This window comes from Rossellomorea oryzaecorticis (assembly GCF_038405515.1).
Classification (GTDB): domain Bacteria; phylum Bacillota; class Bacilli; order Bacillales; family Bacillaceae_B; genus Rossellomorea; species Rossellomorea oryzaecorticis_A.
The window spans coordinates 50,567-72,009 of the sequence record NZ_JBBYAF010000012.1; the positions used below are offsets into that span (position 1 = coordinate 50,567).

At 45.1% G+C, this 21,443-nt stretch carries 22 protein-coding genes and 2 riboswitches; all 22 genes read right to left on the reverse strand.

What is annotated here, in order from left to right:
• Window positions 1-12 precede the first annotated feature (12 nt).
• The 22 genes from AAEO50_RS08060 to AAEO50_RS08165 all read right to left on the reverse strand — a co-directional run bounded on the left by AAEO50_RS08060 (window position 13) and on the right by AAEO50_RS08165 (window position 21,443).
• The gene (locus AAEO50_RS08060) at window positions 13-1,095 is read right to left on the reverse strand and encodes a dipeptide epimerase (protein WP_341982305.1); all 1,083 of its coding nucleotides are present in this window, start codon (window positions 1,093-1,095) and stop codon (window positions 13-15) included.
• Window positions 1,092-2,033, reverse strand: a complete 942-nt coding sequence (locus AAEO50_RS08065; RefSeq protein ID WP_341982307.1) for an LD-carboxypeptidase — start codon at window positions 2,031-2,033, stop codon at window positions 1,092-1,094. The genes AAEO50_RS08060 and AAEO50_RS08065 overlap by 4 nt, the downstream gene beginning before the upstream one ends.
• Window positions 2,034-2,110: 77 nt before the next feature.
• Complete coding sequence (locus tag AAEO50_RS08070; protein ID WP_341982308.1) at window positions 2,111-3,733, reverse strand: peptide ABC transporter substrate-binding protein; 1,623 nt, start codon at window positions 3,731-3,733, stop codon at window positions 2,111-2,113.
• 35 nt (window positions 3,734-3,768) lie between these two features.
• Window positions 3,769-4,782, reverse strand: a complete 1,014-nt coding sequence (locus AAEO50_RS08075) for an ABC transporter ATP-binding protein (protein ID WP_341982310.1) — start codon at window positions 4,780-4,782, stop codon at window positions 3,769-3,771.
• Between the two features lie 6 nt (window positions 4,783-4,788).
• Complete coding sequence (locus AAEO50_RS08080; RefSeq protein WP_425383173.1) at window positions 4,789-5,712, reverse strand: ABC transporter permease; 924 nt, start codon at window positions 5,710-5,712, stop codon at window positions 4,789-4,791.
• Between the two features lie 29 nt (window positions 5,713-5,741).
• A complete protein-coding gene (locus AAEO50_RS08085; RefSeq protein WP_341982314.1) occupies window positions 5,742-6,674 on the reverse strand; it encodes an ABC transporter permease in 933 nt (310 codons plus the stop codon).
• Between the two features lie 15 nt (window positions 6,675-6,689).
• Window positions 6,690-7,514: a M55 family metallopeptidase gene (locus AAEO50_RS08090; RefSeq protein WP_341982316.1), complete on the reverse strand. Its 825-nt coding sequence runs from the start codon at window positions 7,512-7,514 to the stop codon at window positions 6,690-6,692.
• 295 nt (window positions 7,515-7,809) lie between these two features.
• Entirely contained in the window at window positions 7,810-8,001 is a 192-nt protein-coding gene (locus AAEO50_RS08095; protein ID WP_341982318.1) for a hypothetical protein, read from the reverse strand.
• A gap of 139 nt (window positions 8,002-8,140) precedes the next feature.
• Complete coding sequence (locus AAEO50_RS08100; protein WP_341982320.1) at window positions 8,141-9,430, reverse strand: nucleobase:cation symporter-2 family protein; 1,290 nt, start codon at window positions 9,428-9,430, stop codon at window positions 8,141-8,143.
• Window positions 9,427-10,026, reverse strand: a complete 600-nt coding sequence (locus AAEO50_RS08105) for a xanthine phosphoribosyltransferase (RefSeq protein ID WP_341982322.1) — start codon at window positions 10,024-10,026, stop codon at window positions 9,427-9,429. The genes AAEO50_RS08100 and AAEO50_RS08105 overlap by 4 nt, the downstream gene beginning before the upstream one ends.
• A gap of 135 nt (window positions 10,027-10,161) precedes the next feature.
• Window positions 10,162-10,263: riboswitch (purine riboswitch) on the reverse strand.
• 101 nt (window positions 10,264-10,364) lie between these two features.
• A complete protein-coding gene (locus tag AAEO50_RS08110; protein WP_341982324.1) occupies window positions 10,365-11,495 on the reverse strand; it encodes an MBL fold metallo-hydrolase in 1,131 nt (376 codons plus the stop codon).
• A 190-nt stretch (window positions 11,496-11,685) separates the two neighbouring features.
• Window positions 11,686-13,068 carry an L-cystine transporter gene (locus AAEO50_RS08115; protein ID WP_341982326.1) on the reverse strand — a complete coding sequence of 461 codons (1,383 nt, stop codon included), beginning with the start codon at window positions 13,066-13,068 and terminating at the stop codon, window positions 11,686-11,688.
• Between the two features lie 142 nt (window positions 13,069-13,210).
• Window positions 13,211-14,230: a MoeB/ThiF family adenylyltransferase gene (locus tag AAEO50_RS08120; RefSeq protein ID WP_341982328.1), complete on the reverse strand. Its 1,020-nt coding sequence runs from the start codon at window positions 14,228-14,230 to the stop codon at window positions 13,211-13,213.
• The gene (locus AAEO50_RS08125) at window positions 14,230-14,994 is read right to left on the reverse strand and encodes a thiazole synthase (protein ID WP_341982330.1); all 765 of its coding nucleotides are present in this window, start codon (window positions 14,992-14,994) and stop codon (window positions 14,230-14,232) included. Before AAEO50_RS08125 ends, AAEO50_RS08120 begins: the two co-directional genes overlap by 1 nt.
• Before the next feature lies 1 nt (window position 14,995).
• On the reverse strand, window positions 14,996-15,199 hold the full coding sequence (gene thiS, locus AAEO50_RS08130; RefSeq protein ID WP_341982332.1) for a sulfur carrier protein ThiS: 204 nt from the start codon (window positions 15,197-15,199) through the stop codon (window positions 14,996-14,998).
• Window positions 15,183-16,304, reverse strand: coding sequence for a glycine oxidase ThiO (gene thiO, locus AAEO50_RS08135; protein WP_341982334.1), 1,122 nt, complete (start codon window positions 16,302-16,304; stop codon window positions 15,183-15,185). Before thiO ends, thiS begins: the two co-directional genes overlap by 17 nt.
• Window positions 16,301-16,915: a thiamine phosphate synthase gene (locus tag AAEO50_RS08140; protein WP_341982336.1), complete on the reverse strand. Its 615-nt coding sequence runs from the start codon at window positions 16,913-16,915 to the stop codon at window positions 16,301-16,303. Before AAEO50_RS08140 ends, thiO begins: the two co-directional genes overlap by 4 nt.
• Window positions 16,916-16,930: 15 nt before the next feature.
• Window positions 16,931-17,734 carry an energy-coupling factor transporter transmembrane component T gene (locus tag AAEO50_RS08145; protein ID WP_341982338.1) on the reverse strand — a complete coding sequence of 268 codons (804 nt, stop codon included), beginning with the start codon at window positions 17,732-17,734 and terminating at the stop codon, window positions 16,931-16,933.
• Window positions 17,731-19,170 (reverse strand): ABC transporter ATP-binding protein, encoded by a 1,440-nt coding sequence (locus AAEO50_RS08150; protein WP_425383171.1) that lies wholly within the window; start codon window positions 19,168-19,170, stop codon window positions 17,731-17,733. The genes AAEO50_RS08145 and AAEO50_RS08150 overlap by 4 nt, the downstream gene beginning before the upstream one ends.
• A 12-nt stretch (window positions 19,171-19,182) precedes the next feature.
• A complete protein-coding gene (locus tag AAEO50_RS08155) occupies window positions 19,183-19,761 on the reverse strand; it encodes an ECF transporter S component (protein WP_341982342.1) in 579 nt (192 codons plus the stop codon).
• Window positions 19,762-20,460 (reverse strand): thiaminase II, encoded by a 699-nt coding sequence (gene tenA / locus AAEO50_RS08160; protein WP_341982344.1) that lies wholly within the window; start codon window positions 20,458-20,460, stop codon window positions 19,762-19,764.
• A 118-nt stretch (window positions 20,461-20,578) separates the two neighbouring features.
• A riboswitch (TPP riboswitch) is annotated at window positions 20,579-20,687 on the reverse strand.
• 156 nt (window positions 20,688-20,843) lie between these two features.
• On the reverse strand, window positions 20,844-21,443 hold the full coding sequence (locus tag AAEO50_RS08165; RefSeq protein ID WP_341982346.1) for a response regulator transcription factor: 600 nt from the start codon (window positions 21,441-21,443) through the stop codon (window positions 20,844-20,846).

The window sequence follows — 21,443 nt, forward strand, 5'->3', positions numbered from 1 at the left end:
CCTCCATTTACTTTAATGAATTTGTACTGATTTAACCCCTAGACCAGGAGCGTCGGGAATGGTGATCGTTCTGCCTTTATATTGAATACCTCCTGCTATGATATCGTCTGAAAGCATCAACGGGGCATCAAAGTCAAACCTTGTGATATTCTTTTTACTTGCTGCGAAATGAGCAGCCGCCGTTATACCAAGGCGGGTTTCGATCATGCTTCCCACCATGCATTCCACCCCGCAAATTTCAGCCAGAGTGTTGATTTTATGTGCCTGATAGATTCCGCCTGCCTTCATCAATTTGATATTAATGAGATCTGCACTTCGTGTTTTCAAGACCTGAAATGCCTGCTGCGGGGTAAACACACTTTCATCGGCCATGATGGGCGTATCGACATTGTCCGTTACTTTTTTCAATCCTTCTATGTCATGTGCTGGGACGGGCTGCTCCACCAACTCGATATTCAGGTCCAGGTCTTCCATCTTTCGAATGGCGCGCACAGCCGCTTTGGCTTCCCAACCCTGATTTGCATCGAGGCGGATCTTGATCGAGTCCCCGATAACCTGCCGGATTGCCTGAATGCGTTTGATGTCTGTCCCTATTTCATCCTTTCCCACTTTTATCTTCAGAACATTAAAGCCCATCATGCTGTATAGCAAGGCATCTTCAGCCATTTCCGAAGGACTGTTCACACTGACGGTATAGTCGGTTTCCAAAGTATTGCGGTATCCGCCTAGATATTGATAGAGCGGGAGTCTGCTATGCTGGGACAGGCAGTCATAGACGGCCATATCGACAGCGGCCTTTGCACTGTGATTTCCTACCAGGATCTTATGAATATCCTGGAAAATAGATTCATGGTTTAATAAACATCTTCCCACAAGGGCCGGCTTCAGGACGTCAAGGATGGCCGATTCGATACTTTTTAGGCTGTCACCTGTAATGACCAAGGTGGGAGGGGCTTCTCCCCAGCCTGTGATCCCGTTGTCACAAACCATCCTGACACCGATTGCTTCAGCAGTATGCACTGTTCGCAGAGCCGTCTTGAATGGTGTGTGCAATGGAACTGATACGCGGAACGTTTCCAGCTGTACGATATTCATGACTCTTCAACCTCCCCTTTTATGCCGCTTTCAACGGTGAGTGTTTTCTCTACTGTATTCATTCTGCCAATTGAGCCGACCGGTATGGCGAGACAAGGAGAAGAGTGGCCGATGAGGAACCCTTTCATTGCCGGCTTATTCGCTGGCTTGATATACTCATCGAACAATTGATCCAAGGTGAGGGACTCTTTTCTTTTATGGGGTCCGCAGTTTTTGAAATCCCCTATGATGATTCCTTCTGCATCCTTGAATTTCCCCGCCATCTTTAACTGGTTCAGCATGCGGTCAACTTTATACGGCTCTTCATCAATATCTTCTATGAAGAAGATTTTCCCTTTCGTATCCACTTCATATTCAGTCCCCAGTGTACTGACTAATAGTGTCAGGTTGCCTCCGATGACCGGACCGCTTGCTTTACCCTCCATTACAGTGTGAAGAGGAGCGGATTTATGAGTAAACTCAACATCCTTTGATTCAAAAAGCTGCCCGAAAGACTGCTTGGTTAACTCATGAACATCCGGTAAACCGACATCCGAGCTCAGCATTGGTCCATGAAATGTCACGAGGCCGGTTTTTTGGTGAATGGCTGTATGTAGAAAAGTAATATCACTATATCCCCAAAAAATCTTTGGGTTTCTTGCAATCAGCTCATAGTCAAGCTTTGACACGAGCCGCCCTGTCCCATATCCGCCGCACGCACAAATAATTCCATTGATAGTTGTATCCGAAAACATAGTATGTATATCTTCTGCCCGCTCTTCATCCGTCCCTGCTAAATAGCCATATTTGTTGTGAACCGAAGAGCCAACCTTCACGACAATCCCCATTCCTTCCAGAAACGTTATCGCTTTTTCCAGTGCTTCTTTTTTAGGCGGACTTGCCGGAGCAATGATCCCGACTGTATCTCCTTGCTTCAGCTTTGTAGCTTTTATGGTCATCATTCTTCACCCCTTTATTTAGAAAAAGAGGGAGGAGACTCTTAAAAAGAGCCCTCTCCACTCCATTTTTACTCAACTTATTTTTTATCTGCCCATTTTAATTCCATGTATCCGACTGGATGGCGAACGATCCCTGAAACATCTTCGTTTTGTAAGTATACGTAGTTATAGAAGTGAATAGGAATGATCGGCATATCTTCCATCAAAATCTTCTCTGCTTTATACATTAATTCAAAGCGTTTCGCTTCGTCTGCTTCATTTTTCGCCTGCTTGATCAAATTATCATACTCTGCATTGCTCCAGGCTGTACGGTTCATGGAATGACCCGTCTGGAAGTTTTCAAGGAAGTTGATCGGATCCCCGTAGTCAGCAAGGAAAGAGCTTCGTGATAGTTGGAACTTGCCAGCTTTTTGCTCATCCTGGAATACATTCCATTCCATATTCGCTAATTTCACATCCACACCCAGGTTCTCTTTGAACATTTGTTGAAGTGCTTCGGCGATTTTTTGGTGAGTATCACTTGTGCTGTAGGTCAAGGTGACTTCAGGAAGCTTGTCATAACCCTCTTCTTCCAATCCCTTTTCGAGCAGTGACTTTGCTTCTTCGATATTTGTTTTTACCAGGTTACCGCTTGTTTCGCGGAAGTCATTACCGGACGGATCATTGAATCCGCTTGATACGAAACCATATGCCGGCTTTTCTTTATTCTTCGTTACGAAGTCGACCATTTGCTGCTGATCGACAGCCATGGCAAATGCTTTACGGATGTTTTTGTTCTGGAACGGTTCTTTTTCCAAGTTGAAACGGTAGAAATAGGTACCCGCCTGATCCTCAACGTTCACTTTACCTTCCTCGAACAGTTGTTTACTCAAGTCAGCAGGTACATCTGACGTATCAAGTTCACCTGTTTTATACAATTGATAATCGGTATTCGAATCATTGACCATTGCCCAATTCACCTTGTCCAATTTAACGGAGTCTGCATCCCAATACTGCTCATTCTTTTCCATCACGAAGTGGCTGTCATGCTCCCACTCTGTTAATTTGAATGCTCCATTCGCTACAAACGTATCCGCTTCTGCAAACCATTCAGGGTTTTCCTTTGCCACTTTTTCATTGATCGGGAAGAAAGCGGGATTGGAAATGACACTCAAGAAGTATGCTTGCGGGCTTGTAAGCGTCACTTCAAACGTTTTCTCATCCACAGCTTTGACCTTCACTTCATCTGCTGAGCCGTCACCATTATTGAAAGCTTCTCCGCCCTCGATGAAATAACCAAGGAAGGCAGCCGGCGACCCTGTTTCCGGATTTAATAATCGTTTCCACGCGAATACAAAATCACCCGCGGTTACATCATCGCCGTTAGACCATTTAGCATTGTCGCGGATATGGAATGTGTATACTTTCCCATCTTCAGAGACATCCCATTTCTCGGCCATGGCGCCTTCAGGCTCATGATCTGCGTTCAAGCGTGTCAATCCTTCCATCAAATTGTTTAACGCTGTCCATGAATAGGAATCAAATCCGATAGGCGGGTCAAATGATGTCGGTTCAGCACCATTGTTTAAGTGCAGTACCTTTTCCCTGCTTTCCTTACTGTCCTTGCTGCCTTCTTCTTTCCCGGCATCCTGTGTCGCAGTACATGCAGCCAATACAAATAGAAGTAAACCCATTAAACATAACGATCCTACCTTTTTCATCTTTCTCCCCCTCATTGTTTTTTTCTATCACTCTATCAGCGTATAGTTAAACTGATAGTTGAAAGCATCACTTTTGCCCGCGGATCCTGAAGCCAGCAATCTACGTGATGGTCATTGGATAGCGTTGTCTTAACCGGATAGACACGGTCGCAGACTTCCATGGCCATATCGCAGCGGGCGGAGAACGGGCACCCTGCCGGAGGCGAAAATAAATCCGGCGGTGATCCGGATATTGGTGTAAGAGCCGCTCCATCAAGATCCAGCCGCGGCACCGATTTTAACAGCCCTTGTGTATAAGGGTGCTGAGGCTTATAAAAGATCTCTCTTCTTGTACCTTCTTCAACGATTTTCCCGGCATACATGACCGCAATGCGGTCTGCAACCTGGGCCACCACACCTAAGTCGTGTGTGATCAGTATGATAGAAACGCCAGTTTTACGCTGGACTTCTTTGAAAAGCTCCAGAATTTGGGCTTGAATCGTAACGTCCAGCGCAGTGGTCGGTTCATCCGCTATCAGGACATCCGGCTGACAGACGAGGGCCATCGCAATCACGATACGCTGTCTCATCCCGCCGCTGAACTGGTGAGGATACTGTTTCAAACGTTCCTCGGGATGAGGAATTCCTACCAGATTGAGCATCTCAACGGCTTTCTTGGATGCTGCTTTCTTTGGAATATTCTCATGCTGCAAAATGCCCTCCATAATTTGTTCCCCAATCGTAAGAGTTGGGTTCAGGGCCGTCATGGGATCCTGAAAAATCATGGAGATATCTTTTCCCCGCACATTTCGCATCTCTTTTTCTGATAACTTCAGTAAGTCCTGTCCTTTAAATAGAATGGATCCCTCTGTTATCCTTCCTGGAGGATTCGGAATGAGCCTCATGATGCTCTGAGAGGTCACGCTTTTTCCACACCCGGATTCCCCGACGATGGCAAGAGTTTCCCCTTTGTGCAATTGAACATTCACTCCCCGGACTGCCTTTACTTCCCCTCCATATGTAGCAAAGGATACATGCAGATCATGAACGGATAGTACAGTGTTTTTCATAGATGATTACCTCCTCAGCTTAGGATCTAGAGCATCCTGAAGCCCGTCACCTAACACGTTAAATGAAAACATCGTCAACGAAATAAATAATGCCGGGAAGAAAAGACGCCACCAGTAACCTGACAGAATCGTAGATAATCCATCATTGGCCATAACGCCCCAGCTTGCATAAGGTGCCTGGATCCCCAGACCGAGAAAGCTTAAGAATGCTTCTGCAAAAATGGCACTGGGCACCGTCAGCGTCATCTGGACGATGATCGGTCCCATCGTATTCGGCAGCAGATTCTTCCGGATGATCCTGGCAGTTTTTGTTCCAAACGTTTTTGATGCCAGGATGAATTCATAATTCTTGATTTGAAGCACCTGCCCGCGTACAATCCTCGCCATTCCGATCCAGCCTGTCACGGTCAATGCCACAATGATGGTAGACAAGCCGGGGCCCATCACGACCATCAATAAAATGACAACCAGTAAGTAAGGAAGTCCGTATAGAATTTCAACGATACGCATCATCACGTTATCCGTTTTTCCGCCTTTGTATCCGGCAACTCCCCCATAGATGATACCAATCACAAAATCAATCAATGCGGCCATGAAACCGACAAACAGAGAAATGCGTGCGCCGTACCAAGTCCTTGTAAACACATCCCGTCCTAAATCATCCGTCCCGAACCAGTGCTGGCTCGAAGGCGGAAGGTTCTGGTTCGCCAGTGTCTGTTTCGTCACATCGTGCGGGGAGATGATAGGACCAATGACAGCCATGAAGATCAACAGAATCAAGAAGACGAATCCCAGCATCGCCAATTTATTCTTTAAAAGGCGTATCCATGCATCCTGCCAGTAGGAAAGGCTTGGCCTTACAACAGCTTCAGCTTCTTCCTTATTTTTCTTTTTTGGAATGAACCATTCGTCCAATGCTTCGTCAGGCATCTTAGAATGTTGATGTTGTGGTGCCCCCATTATTTCGCCTCCTTCTTATGCAGTTTGATGCGCGGGTCCAGGAAGCCGTATGCTAAATCAACCAGGAACAGCATGACAATCAAGAATGCACTATAGAAGACGGTCGTTCCCATAATGACCGGATAGTCACGCTGGTTGATACTCTCTACAAAATATTTTCCCATCCCCGGGATGGCAAAGATTTGTTCAATGACGAACGTCCCCGTCAGAATGCCGGCCGCCAGGGTGCCCAGGACGGTCACTACCGGAAGCAGGGCATTACGCAGTGCATGCTTGATGACAATCTTGAAGGGGGATAAACCTTTAGCCCTGGCAGTACGGATATAGTCCTGTGTAAGAACCTCCAGCATGCTTGAACGTGTCAAACGAGCAATGATCGCCATCGGACCGGTGGCTAATGCAAGCGTCGGAAGGATCATATGCTTCCAGCTTGTCCATGTGGCCACCGGCAGGATTTGCCAGTTTACAGCCACCTGTTGAATTAACATCGTCGCCATGACAAAGTTAGGGATTGAAATCCCCAATACCGCAAAGGTCATTGCCATGTAATCGATCATCCGGTTATGCCGGAGGGCAGCCAATATACCAAGTATGATTCCTGACAATACAGCAATAACCAGGGTGATCATCCCTAATTCGAAGGAAATCGGGAAGCCTCTCCCTAATAAATCATTAACGGTTTGAGAAGGCTGTGTGATCGAAGGACCGAAATCCAATGTAACGAGTGATTTTAAATAAAGAGCGTATTGAACCAATAATGGTTCATCAAGATGATAGTGCGCTTCCAGATTTTTTTGAACCATTTCACTTGTGTTTCTCTCTTCGTTGAATGGCGACCCCGGAATGGCATGCATCAGGAAAAAGGTAAGAGTGACAATCAGCCACAATGTGATGACCATGGCCATAAGCCTTTTTAACAAATATGTACCCATCAGTTTTCACACTTTCTAACAGAATGTAGTTTTCATCGCCAGTTCGGTCATCACGACCATCGCCCGGTAAGCTTCTAATATATCTTTTGCCTGAAAACGGACAGTCGTTGTGCCTGGCTCAAGGACAGTGCCGGGCATGATGCTCGCCCATTCTGCCTGTCCATAGTTGGCAAACTCGATCCGGAGAACCGGGTTATCAGGCGGTACGAGCGGCTTTACATTCTTGCGGTTTAAAAGAGCTTGTTCCGTTTTTTCTTTTAATAATGTTTGTGCTTTAGCAGGGGTCAAGCTTTTGGCAACAGAGCGGGAGATTGTTTCCTTTACAACAGCGGTCGTCACGTTCGGTATGAGGCTCTCCGCTTCAAGGGCCGCTTGATCGTCTCCAGCCACAAGCAGGACAGGGACACCATAATGCCCGGCAACATATGCATTGAATCCCATTTCACCTATGGCTGTATCATTTATGTACATATGCCTGACACCGAAAATCATCGAATGCGACATCACACCCTTCATCGAGGCCCTTGCATGATAGCCAACAAAAAAAGCACCTTGGAACGTCTCATCCAGCCCTTGTACCATAGAGAATGGCTTTACGCCGCCAGATATCAACTTCGTTTCAGGGTGCAGCTTTTCAATCAACAGATTGTTCATTTGAGAATGGCTGTCATTGACCAACACATTGCTGCAGCCGCTGTCAAAAGAAGCCTGGATGACAGCATTGGCTTCTTCTGTCATGATGATTCTTCCTCGTTCGTAATTATGCTTCGTCGAATCCACATGAGTATGATCAACCAAACCCGTGATTCCTTCCATATCCACTGACATGTAGATATTCATATACATATCACCTCCTTTACGAATTAATAGTTTAAATTTTCTCACTATTATAGGTATTATTTCAGAATATTTCAATAACATTTCAATTAAAAAGGAATATATTCCTAGATTTTAATAATACAGGAAATTAGACTTACTTATTTTATGTCTTCTGTTTGGATTGAGTAATTTGGAACTATGTTGTTGTGGAATAACACTCTAGGTTACCTGCATATTTTTGTTTTCTTGGTCATTCTGATTCCTTATACTTAGTTGAAATGATCATTTCCATAATTTATACAACGCATCTTTTCTCCTATGAAACAAAACTAAAAAACACTATATAAAGACGAACAATTTCAGTGTAGTCTCTTAATACCGCTAATGATTTCCGTGCAAGACTTCGCTTTCCGCGGGTAGCCCGTGAGCCTCCTCGTCGCGTTCGCTCCTGTGGGGTCTCACATAAGCTACTCTTCCCGCAGGAGTCTTCGTCTTGCACTCCAATCAACCGCTGGAAAGTGCTAAAATCACTTTACATATTAAAAAAAACTAAAAACCCGAACTAATTCGCCTACTGAAAAGCAAATTAGTTCGGGTTTTACTTAGACTAAAAAACTTTTGTCCCAGCCTCAAGCCCAACAATGTTTCTACGAAGCCTTTTGTTCTTTAAATACAATTTGCGACTCCCTTTTTCGGACCGTATTGAAAAATACATTCAGGACAATGGCTGTCAGGCTCCCTGCCACGATTCCATTATCCGTCAGGATCCTGATGCCCGATGGCATTTGAGCAAATAGTTCGGGAACCGCTGTGACTCCTAATCCCATCCCGATTGAGCATGCAATGATCAGCAGGTTTTCCTGGGAAGAGAAATCCACATGACTGAGCATCTTAATGCCATACGCGATGACCATTCCGAACATGGCGACCATTGCACCGCCGAGAACAGGTGCCGGGATGATAGTGGTCAATGCCCCTATTTTGGGAACAAGCCCGAGGATCACAAGGAAGAATCCGGTTAAATAAATGATGTGATTTTTCTTTACTCCCGAAAGCTGGATAAGTCCAACATTCTGTGAATAGGTGGTATAAGGGAAAGCATTGAATATGCCGCCGAGGACGATGGCCAACCCTTCCGCCCGGTAGCCTCTTGCCAAATCCTTTTCAGCTACCTCTTTTTTACATATATCTGCTAAGGCAAAGTACACACCTGTTGATTCGACTAGGCTTACCATCGCCACCAGAATCATCGTCAATATGGCCGAAAGTTCAAATGTCGGCATCCCGAAGTAAAAAGGCTGAGCCATATGGAACCATGCAGCGCTTCCTACTTCACCGACATCGACCATCCCCATAAAGGATGCAGCGACAGTACCGATCACCAAACCTGCCAAAATCGAAATTGAGCGGATGAATCCTGTGAAGAACTTGTAAAGAACTAAAATGATCAAAAGTGTACCGAATGCCAATGACAGATTCGTCAAGGAACCGAAATCTGCACTGCCCTGACCGCCAGCCATATTGTTCATGGCCACGGGAATCAGGGTGATCCCGATGATGGTCACAACCGAGCCCGTAACGACAGGGGGAAAAAATCGAACCATCTTGCCAAAGTACTTACTGATAAGAACCACGAACACCCCAGAGACAAGGATGGAGCCGTAAATGGCTGATATGCCGTACTGACCTCCGATGGCAATCATCGGACCTACGGCTGTGAAGGTACAGCCCAGCACGACAGGAAGGCCGATACCGAAGAAGCGGTTTTTCCATACTTGGAGAATCGTTGCAATCCCGCACATCAAGATATCAATCGACACAAGATACGTGAGCTCTTCCCCTGACAGACCCAATGCCCCTCCTACGATTAACGGAACAATGACAGCTCCTGCATACATGGCCAATACATGTTGAATTCCCAAGGATACGTTTTTCATGATAGATTCGCCTCCGCTGCTTTATCTTCTTTAAATTTAATACGCCCAGCTTCCAAAGACTCGATTTCTGCCAATGAATCAACCCGGTAGCCTTTCTGTCGGAGGTTTCCCCCTCCATCCTGAAAGGATTTTTCTATGACGATACCAACACCGGCAACCTCCGCACCGGCTTTTTCTGCAAGGTCGATTAGGCCCCAGGCAGCCTGTCCATTTGCTAAAAAGTCATCAATGATAAGAACTCTATCACCTTCATGTATGTATTTGCCTGATACAGAAATTGTATTCTCTTCCTTCTTCGTGAAGGAATACACCTTTGAAGTGATCAATCCTTCCGACTGTGTAAGGGATTGGCGTTTGCGTGCAAAAATCATCGGAACCCCAAGCTTAAGTGCAGCCATCAGTCCCGGAGCAATACCCGAAGATTCAATGGTCAATACCTTTGTAATCGATTCATCCCCGTATCTTCCAGCGAATTCTTCGCCAATTGCATCCATCAATTGGGGATCTACTCCATGGTTTAAAAACGAATCCACTTTCAAGACAGAATCCGAAAGTACGACTCCCTCTTCACGAATTTTCTTTTTTAATAAATCCATTTATTCCTGCTCCCTTCAGACTCGTTTCTGATATAATCCTAATAAAAAAACCTAAAGACCATCGTACTCATAGACTGAGTGAACAATGATCTTTAGGTATAGTGAAAAAGGCAAAGAAAGCCACACAAATATCCCTGTAATCCATCGCTCACCCATAGTCGAACGATTTACGGTCATTCGGTAGAAACTTGCAGGCCTTATCCCCGCGATTATATGAGTGAATGTTTAGTTGATTACCGTTAGTATAAAGGGTATGTATGTGGTTGTAAAGAAAAACCCCATACATTCTAATGAAAATTTAAGTTTTTGTTCGTGTTTTAACCATGATTACTTTCCTGTTATTTGATTGCACACCTATTAGGACCGATTTCCATTTCACGCTGCTTGTCATCATCAGGGGTTATCTTACCCATATTGGTTTCCCTGATTTCCTGATATGCATTCGGCTGGGGTGGAAGGTCCTCACTGACTGCTTTCCTGAACTCACTTTCATACTCGATGTTCAAACCATGATTTTCTTTGTACAAAACCCCCAGCTTCTCAGCGACGCTGCCGTCTTCATTCATTTCCTTAATCGTCATGAAATGGGCCGGAAGCACGGTTAAGTCAGCGTCTAAAGGCTTATATTTCTCATACAAAGTGTTACGCAGATCATCAGCCCAGTCACCGGCTTTACCTGCAAGATCCGGACGTCCAATCGAGTCGATAAACAAGATGTCGCCCGTCAATAAATAAGAGTCATCAATTATCAGGGAGGTACTGCCGATGGTGTGGCCAGGAGAATATAATGGATGGATGGTAATCACTGCATCGCCAATTTCGATGTCATTCCCTTCTACCAGCGGGGTGAAGTCAAATGTCACTTCCTCAGCATCCTTAGGAGGAAGAAAATACTCACCACCGGAAGATTCGGCCAATTTTCTGCCTCCGGAAATATGATCCGCATGCAGATGGGTATCAATCAGGGCTTTGATTTTCTGGCCTTTTTCATTTGCAAAGTTTTCAAATACTTCTGTCATTCTGGTTGTATCCACCACAGCCGCTTCTCCATTAGATTCAATAAAGTAGGACAGACAGCCTTTCCCTATTCGTACAAATTGATAAATCGTGCCGCCACTCTTTAAATCACCGACTTTGATCGGCTCTAAATGTTCACTCCAAGCTTGCATGCCGCCCTCAATGGAATAAACATTATCATAGCCGTGTCCGGCAATTTGTTCCGCTGCTTTTTTTGAAGAGTTTCCTTTTGAACAAATCACATAGATTGGTTCATCTTTTGGTAAATGATCAACAATAGGATCAATACCGTCCACCAATTCAGTATAGGGGGTATTGAGAACTTCAATAGATCTCCCTTCAACTTTCCAATCATTAAAATCTCCCTTTTTTCGGACATCAAGAATGAACGCTTTTTCATTTTTTATGACTTTTTGTGCTATTTCTTTTACTGATATTGATTTTACAGACACGAGAAAAACCTCCTTGATGGTAAATATTCCTGAAACGTTATGTTGTGCAGACATCAGCAGAAACCAAATTTTTTACCAGGGAACAAAAGTTGAAATAAAAAAAAGGAATGCATATAAAAGTAGCATTCCCTTTAACCATGGCATTATTAAAATCTATTCTCACAAAAATCCCGCTTTCATTTAAAATTCCTCACTCTTCGGCAATTTCAGATGTGTGATATAAACCGGTGTCCAATTCCCCGGTCACTTTACTCGTAATTAATCCCGATGTCATGGCCCCGCTGACATTCACAGCAGTCCGCCCCATATCAATCAGCGGTTCTACAGATATCAGAAGACCTGCAAGCGCGATGGGAAGGTCCATGGCAGATAATACGAGAATGGCGGCAAAAGTGGCTCCTCCACCGACACCCGCAACTCCGAATGAGGATATGGCTACTATCAGGATAAGGGTCGAAATGAACGAAGGAGTCAATGGATTGATCCCGACAGTCGGTGCAATCATGACAGCAAGCATGGCAGGGTAGACTCCTGCACATCCATTTTGGCCAATCGACAGTCCGAATGATCCAGAAAAGTTGGCGATCCCATCTGAAACGCCCAGCTTTTTCGTCTGAGTATGAATGTTCAACGGCAGGGTACCTGCACTGGATCTCGAAGTGAAAGCAAACGTTAAAACGGGAAATACTTTTTTCACATACGTTACAGGGTTCAGTCCTGAAATTGTCAACATAATCAGATGAATGACAAACATGATGAGCAATGCAATATAGGAAGCCACTACAAATTCACCCAGCTTGGTGATGGCATCGAAATCACTTAAAGCCACCGTCTTTGCCATAATCGCCAACACCCCATATGGAGTAAGCCTCAATACCAATGTGACGACTCTCATGACAACGGAATAGACGGAATCGACCATTCTTTTAAAAAACGAAGCAGCTTCCGGATCTTTTCTTTGAGCTCCAAGATAAGCGACTCCTATAAAAGCAGCAAATATGACGACTGCAATCGTTGACGTAGCACGCTGACCTGTAAAGTCATAGAACGGATTCGCAGGGAGCAGTTCGAGTATTTTCTGCGGGTAGCTCTGTCCTTCCAGGGCCGAAGCCCGTTCTTCCAGCTGTTCCCCTCTAGCCGATTCTGCGTCACCTTGTTCGATCTGGATGGCTTCCAGATCAAATGCTGCAGTCGTCGCAATTCCTACAGCCGCCGCAACGGCCGTCGTTCCAACCAGCAGGCCGAGTATCAACACAGAAATCCTCCCCAGATTGTGGGATTGTTTCAGCTTAGTAAAAGCAGAAATGATCGATATAAAAACCAGAGGCATGACAATCATTTGCAGAAGCTTTATATAGCCGCTGCCAACGATATTATACCACTCGATCGACTGAAGTAAATTTTCATCACCGGGATCATACAACCACTGCAGGATGAAGCCAAATACGATGCCGAGACCAAGAGCAGTGAACACCCTCTTAGAAAACGAAACCTTCCTTTTTTGTAAATAAATTAAAACACCAATAAGAACAATAAACATCAGAAGATTCAACAACACGACCCAAACATTCATCATAAAACCTCCTTTTTCCGGGATGTAATGACTTGCTGGCCAAAGGCTTAATGTATTGTATGATGCATATGAACAAGATATGATGGAAAAAGCCCGCCACTCTAACGCGTTAATGCATCGAGGGACGGGCCTTCTTGATCATTCAACTGAAATAGCGGTGATAGAGTGATTTTGCTTCCGTTACATCTTTTGTTCCATGGATGAGTGCGCGCCCGTCCCGAAATAGGACAATACGATGCTTGCCCGTTTTACAGGCAATAAGATATGCATTCTTCTCGACACGTTCCATGTGGTATTCCATCTGGTCTGCCAAACGTTCAAGGTCCACCGCTTCCGTTCGTGCTGGACGGATCTGGACAGCATCCCTTCCGCATAATACGGCCGATTTAAGCTGGTTTTCATATTGAAGGTATGGGTAGCGGGGGTTCTCACCGCAAGAAGGGCAGTTCGGTTTCTTCAACGCACGGACATTGACAGAGCTGTGTTCATTTCTCCACACATCGAATGATGTAAGGGTGTGACGGACTGCATTCAAGTCCCCTGTCAATATTTTTAATGCTTCAGAGACTTGATAGGAAACCACCATTGATACAGCAGGTGAGATGATTCCTGATGTATCACATGTCATACTTTGAGAAGGAATGGTCTCCATCATGCAAGTCAGGCAAGGTGTCATCCCGGGGATGAAGGTATGGGTAATTCCATAGCTGCCTGCGCATCCGCCGTATATCCATGGTATGTCTCTCTTAAAAGATACATCATTGATCAGCAGTCTGGTATCAAAGTTATCTGTGCCGTCAATGATGAGATCCACGTCTTTTGTCATTCTTAGTAAGTCATTAGGCCCGACATCCATGATATGTGCTTCGATTTCAACTTCTGAATTGATTTTTCTCAATTGTTTCTTAGCAGCAGCAGCCTTAGGGAGCCGCACTGATGCATCCTTCTCAGTGTATAGCTGCTGCCTTTGAAGGTTGCTCCATTCCACATAATCACGGTCAGCAATCGTCAGTTTACCGACTCCTGCCCTGACAAGTGCTTCTGCGTTTCCTGCACCAAGTGCTCCCGCCCCGACCACAAGCACATGCTTGGAAGAAATACTTTTCTGGCCGCTTTCTCCAATCGGGGCAAATAACTGTTGTCTGGAATACCGTTCATTCATCAGCTGACGATACCCTCCATCGGGCTGCTTGCCGAAGCATAAGGCTTTTTGGGGATCCTGCCTGCTTCAAACCCCAATCGTCCTGCTTCAACAGCTAGCTTCATCGCACCCGCCATTTTAATGGGATCTCCCGCTGCGGATACAGCGGTGTTCAATAGTACACCATCCGCACCAAGTTCCATTGCATAGGCCGCATCCGCAGGAGAACCGATGCCTGCATCGACGATCACAGGCACTGTTGATTGCTTGATAATGAACCGTAAATTGATAGGATTTACTATACCCTGCCCTGAACCGATGGGAGAAGCACCCGGCATGATGGCGTGAGCACCCGCTTCTTCCAATCTTCTTGCAAGCACGACATCATCTGACGTGTATGGAAGAACCGTAAACCCTTCTTTCACAAGTTCTTCCGTCGCCTTTAATGTTTCAATAGGATCGGGAAGGAGTGTTTTCCCGCATCCGATGACCTCCACTTTGATCATGTCACACAATCCTGAAGCCCTTGCAAGTTTTGCATGCCTTACCGCTTCCTGTGCGGTTTTGGCCCCAGCTGTATTGGGAAGGAGTGAATATTTTTCTTGGTCCAGCTGTTCCAGTAGGTTTGGCTGACTTTCTTCAAATATATCCATCCTTCTTACAGTAAACGTCAGAATTTCCGTTCCTGATTCCTCTACTGCTTTTTTCTGTGTGTCAAAATCAGGATATTTACCTGTCCCCAGTAATAACCGTGATTTAAACTCATATTTTCCTATCTTTAACACTTCATCCGCCTCCTACGAAATGAACGAATTCAATAGAATCCAATTCTTTGATAGTCTTTGTGTCATATTTTTCTTTCTCTGTGATATTCCCATTCACTTCTACAATGAGAATACGTTCACTCAATGAATAGTGATTCACAAGGTCTGTTAAGGTCGACAGTGTATCTGGAATTTGTACAATCTGACCGTTAATTCTTACTTTCACTTTTCAACATCCTTTCATCAATATCACCCAGCCTGAAGAGAGGGGATATTTCCTTTCCTTCCATCAATTCAGCCATCATGATCCCTGTCAGGGGTGCCAGCAGAATTCCATTCCGGTAATGTCCTGAAGCGACCGACAGACCTTTCCAACCTGGCACTCTCCCTATTTTTGGAGCAGTCCCTGCCGTTTTCGGCCTGACTCCGGCCCAGGCTTTTTCCCAACGCCCATATATAAGATCCGGGAGAAGTTCAATGGCTTTATTCATTAATCCGTTGAGTCCCCCCACTGTAATCGATTCATCAAACGTATATGGGTGTTCAGTGGCACCAACCAAAAGGTGATTCCCTTGTTTTGGAACAAGATAACAGCCTTCTGTGAAAATCGTCCTTTTAATTTTTGGAGCTTCCAGAACGACAGAGAAACACTCTCCTTTGACAGGATACCCGCTGATATCGACCCCTGCAGTACTCAAAATCTCGCCGCTCCAGGCTCCGCCCGCGACAATGACCTCACTCGAGTAATAGGTATCATGCCGCGTCATGACCCCGTTGCAGCTGCCGTCGTCCCGAAGTAAACCGATCACTGGGGAGAAATCTTTCAGTTCTGCACCCAGCCGCACTGCAGAACTTGCCAGTGAAAGAGTGAGCTTCTGTGCAGACACATTACCGTCTTTGTCTGCATAGAGTCCTCCCTTATTCCGCTTTGATAATCCTGGTTCAAGTCTTGACACTTCTTCTTCAGGAAGCCACACTGCATCTTTACTTACATCTGCCAGCCTCAGTAAAGCGCTTTGATCCGAATCAGTGAATGCGAGCTTGATCATTCCATTTTGAGTGAATTCAAAGTCAATTCCGCTTATTTCCCGTAATTCTTGCGAGAGTGCAGGAAACATATCCCGGCTCTTGATGGCAGCCTTCAATAGTTCTTCATTGTCATTGAACTCAGTATGAACACCGAGCATCCCGGCAGCAGCCGAAGAAGCCTTATGACCGATTTTGCCCTTTTCGAGGATCAGCACCTTTTTCTTTCTTTTTGTTAATTGATAAGCGATTGAGCATCCGATCACTCCGGCTCCTACAATGATGACGTCATAAACCTTTTTCAACATTCCTCACCCCTGTCAAGCTGTATTCGATATTCTTTTGCCGATCTTACCGGATCCATTGCAAGGAATATCCCGGATAGGACGGCTATACCGGCAGCACCTGAATCGATGATATCCTCTACATTTCCTGGTTTTATGCCACCGATTGCTATGACAGGGACATTGACGGCATTGACTAGTTCCTGGATTTTCATCGTTCCCGTGCCTGGCTTGCCTGCTTTGGAGGGGGTGATGAATACATTACCATATAAAAGGTAATCCGCTCCTTTCTCCTGTAGATATATCCCTTCATCTATCGAGTGAACGGATGCCCCAATTGTCATGAAAGGGAACTTCTTTTTAACCTCTGAAGCTCTTAAACTATGGTGAGAAAGATGTGCACCTCCAGCCCCTTCTACAACTGCAACATCCACTCTGTCGTTGACGATTATCCTGTCTGCCGGAAAGCCTCCTCGTACTAATTTTCTTAGCGCCGTATCTATTTCGCGTGCTGTCCAGCTCTTTTCCCTGATATGTAGAAAATCGACGTACGGCTCAATAGTCAAGGAAATGCGGATCATTTCTTCTATTCCTTGTTGACCGGTTGTAATAGCGTGAAGCTGCTTCTTCATTAAATCGCCTCCTTCCTAACCCTGATAACGTACATCCTCAACAGGAAAAATCGGATATGTACCCGAAGCATAGTAACTGATCATCACCATGGCCATGATCACTACTAAAAACAATCCATCTACCTTCGAAAAACCGATGTGGTAGAAATATGTCCTCTTCCCGCTGCCGGAGAAGCGTTTAGCCTCCATGGCCACAGCAATCCGATGCGCACGCCTGATGCTTTGTGCAAGAAGCGGAAGAGCGTAAGACCGGAATGTGAAAAAAGCTCCGCCTACACCATTTTTGTGATTAACCACCCGGACTTTCACCGCATTGCGGATGGTTACGAATTCTTCTGCAATGATCGGCAGCAGCCTGAACCCCGCCATGAAGCTGTAAGCGTATGCAGGTTTCAGTTTCAATTGCTGCATCAATGAATAGAACAGCATGACCGGACGGGTGGAAAGCGTGAACAACAACCCCAGCAAAGCAAAAACGAAGGCCCTGAAACCTATGTGGAGACCCCGGTAAAAGCTTTCTTCTGAAATCTGGATGAGTCCCCACTTCACCCAGATGACGTCTCCTTTACCAAACATAATCATCGAAGATGCCGTAGAGGCGAACACAAGGATGAAAGGCAGCAAAAGGAGGGATTTGACTTTCACATTATGACCGGAGAACAACCAGAATAATAAGAAGGAAAAAGCAGTTAAATAAACAAGCATATTCAATCGATGGATCAGCAAAATCAAGATAAACAAGATGACCATGATGATGAGTTTGAGGCTTGGATTGATTCGATACAGCCACGTCTCCTTCGAGACGAAATCGAAGTTCATAGGATCCCCTCCTTGGCTTCATGCGGTCTGTAACACAGTTCATCCTTCACCAATTCACCTTCTTCGATCGTCCATATCCTGTTGGAAACGAACCTTGCAATATTCTCATCATGCGTCACCATGAGTATGGTAGAACCATGAAGCTGGAACTCCTTCATCATCTCCAGCAGCTGAAAGGTATTTGCCGCATCCTGTCCGAACGTGGGCTCATCCAACAGAATGATATCCTGACTGATTGAAATCGAAGCAGCAACACTCAGCCGCCGCTTTTGCCCCATGGATAACTGATATGGATGCTGATGGCGATGTTCTTCCAGATTGAACCGGTGCAGAATGTCTTTTACTTTTTCCTCCATCAATTCACCGCTGCTATTTTTCTGTTTCAGGCTGAATTCAATTTCATCAAAAACGGAGTTAGCAACGAATTGAAACTCAGGATTCTGAAAAACGAATGTACAACGTTCAGGAGTTTTTTGTTGTTGAACCTCATGACCAAATAGTTCGTATCTCCCTGTCGTTTTAATAAATTGCATCAAACCGTGGAGAAAGGTGGACTTACCTGCCCCATTCCTTCCCAGGATCGAAATCCATTCCCCTTTTCTGACAGAAGCACGGCCGATCGTTAATTTAGGATGTTTATTAAGATATCCCTTGAAATGTTCAAGCTCCATGGCCAATTCGCCCGGCAGCTCATCTTTAGTCGGAAGGGGAAATGACTCTATATACTCCTCCCATGCTCCCGGATACCATACTCCATCTTCCTTGATGACTTCTTTGTTTTCTTTTATAACTTCTTCAGGTTTTCCATCGGCAAGTATTTCTCCATGCTTGTTAAAGAGGATGATCCGGTCGACTAAGTCGACTACGTGCTCCAGTTTATGTTCAACGATCACCACCGTTTTATCCTTGCTGATATGTTTGATCGTTTCCCAGATTTCCACTGTACCTGCCTCATCCACCAATGCAGTTGGTTCATCTAAAAATAACGTGTCCGGCTCCATCGCGAGTACTGCTGCAATGGCAAGCCGCTGTTTCATTCCCCCTGACAGTTCGGAAATCCGGGTATGCGGATGCGGCAGGCATAATCCCACTTTCTGCAGGAGCCTCCGTATTTTATCCTCCATTTGTTCTCTGGGTACATTCAGGTTTTCAAGGACAAATGCGATTTCCTCATCCACATAAGGCATGCAGAACTGTGCATCGGGATCTTGAAATACATATCCCCAGGAGGAAGGATAAGTAATGGCGGATGCTTTCATGGGTACCTCATAAGAATGCGGGATCAAGCCGGCACATACATTGAGCAATGTGGATTTGCCGCATCCGGAAGGACCAAGCAGCAGGACCTTTTCCCCTTTACCGATTGAGAGTGACAGATCTTTAAATATGAAATTTTTTTCACCTGGGAACTTCAACCTCAGTTTTTCAATCTTCAATTCCATCCACTCCTATCTGTCAAGAGCTTCGTAATCTTCCTTTTCTGCCGGTCTGACAAGGTTTGTCACCCCCGTTTGCTCTAAAGATTTCACAAGATAGAAAGCCCCCACTCCCGCAATCAGTACAGAACCCAGCAATCTTGCCCCCAAAAATAAAACTAGATTCCAAACTGCAAGATCTCCGATATAGCCTTTGTACATATCCATCAAGATTGAACCGATTGCAGACATCACGGCAGCCAAGCTTATGATAAAGAGGCTGTTTCGCTTGTATCCTGTAACGAAAAAAACGGTTTCAGCAAACAGCCCTTGAATGATACCGAACAGCAGCACCTCAAGTCCCCACTCCGACCCCATGAGGAATTCCCCGGATGAAGCGGCAATTTCAGCGAGCAGTGCGACTCCCGGCTTACGGATGATCAGGAAAGCGACTGTCGCAGCCATGAACCACATCCCATAAATGAGCTGATCAGCATGCAGACCGAACGGCTTTATCATGTTGTACAGCGGTCCCCAAATTTTATAAATGACACCGAATCCGATTGAGAGGACAACCGTAACAAGAATATCCGTCAATCTTAACTTAGTCATTTAATTCACCTGCTTTCCCGCGTGTAACAGATGATGTTCAAACGGCCATGTCTCCAAGGAATAGGCCATTTCCCAAAATTGAAGTTCGTATATGCTGCTTATCATAAACAACTCTTTCATATTGGCTTTTTCTTCATCGGATGCCTTTTCTGCTAACTGGTCCAAACGATTGATCTGCTCTTTTACCAGTTCCCCGAACCACTCTCCGCCGTAAGCGGCAATCCACTCGCGGTAAATGGTCTCATTTGGAGAACAACATTTCAGACGCTCACCGACTTCATGGTATAGCCAATAACAGGGTAGAATTGCCGCGAGGATTTCACGAAGCCCTCCAAATTGTGCTGCCCTGTACATATGAGAAGTATACGCATATGCGGTCGGAGCAGGCTTGAACCGCTTCTTTTCTTCCTCTGTGATACCCAATTGGACTGAAAACGTTTCATGCAGGGATAATTCTGCTTCATTTGTACCCTGGGCGTGGGCTGCCATTCTTGAAGTCGTATGTAAATCTGGTGCTTTAGCGGCACCGTGCGCCTGAACCCTGGAAAAATGAGATAGATAATAGGCATCCTGCTGCACATAGTAGCGGAATTTCTCAAGTGGAAGTGTGCCGTCCCCTATCCCTTTTACAAAAGGATGATTGAAGCTTGCTTCCCAAATCTCATTCACTTCTTTCCTTAATTCTTTTGAAAATGTCATCATTGACTCTCCTTTTCCACGACGACCCATTTACAAGGGGAACAAAAAAGCCACTTTCCATTACGCAAAAAGCGAACAGAAAGTGGCTTGAAAAGGCAGTACATCAGAGAAGATATGTAACCTTCAAACACCACTTCCCTACGCTGGTCTCAACCAGATCAGGTTCAAAGGGTCTTAAAGTTACACTTTAATCTCAGCCTAAACGAAAGGCACCCCTAGTGGATCGTCATATGTAATTTTGAATTCGATGTAATCGTAACATGTCATTTTTTCTTGTCAATCTTTTTTTTCATATCCCAATACCCCGCATAGTTAAAAAAACCAACAAATACGGGTATCAGAAGCTCGATTTTTTTCTGAATGTTTTATGATAGTGTATGTTGTTATTTAAACCAGCCTTTTTCTTTGGAGTGAGTAATGGCTTCGATTCGATTTTTCACTTCTAGTTTATCGAGAATGGTTGAAATATAGTTTCGTACAGTACCTGTCTTCAGCATAAGCTCATCAGCTATTTCCTTCGTATTCTTTCCATCAGCCACAAGTTCAAGGACTTCTTTTTCCCGATCAGTCAAAGGATTTTCTTCACTGTACATATCATCCATCAGTTCAGGGGCATAGATCCTTTTCCCTTCCATGACGAGGCGGATCGAGCTTGCAAGTTCTTCACTCGGGCTGTCTTTTAATAAATAACCTTTGACACCGGCTTTTATTGCCCGCTGGAAATAGCCTGAACGTGCGAAAGTAGTCAGAATGATGACTTTGCAGCTTTCTCCTTTTAATTCTTCTGCTGCCTCCAGCCCGGTCTTCTCGGGCATTTCGATATCCATCATGCAAATATCAGGCTGCAGGCGGCGGACCAGTGACACGGCTTCTTCACCATTGCTTGCCTTACCAACAACCTCCAGATCATCCTCTAAATTAAGCAATGAGCCTAAAGCTCCAAGCATCATCCGCTGATCTTCTGCAATTACAATGCGAATCAC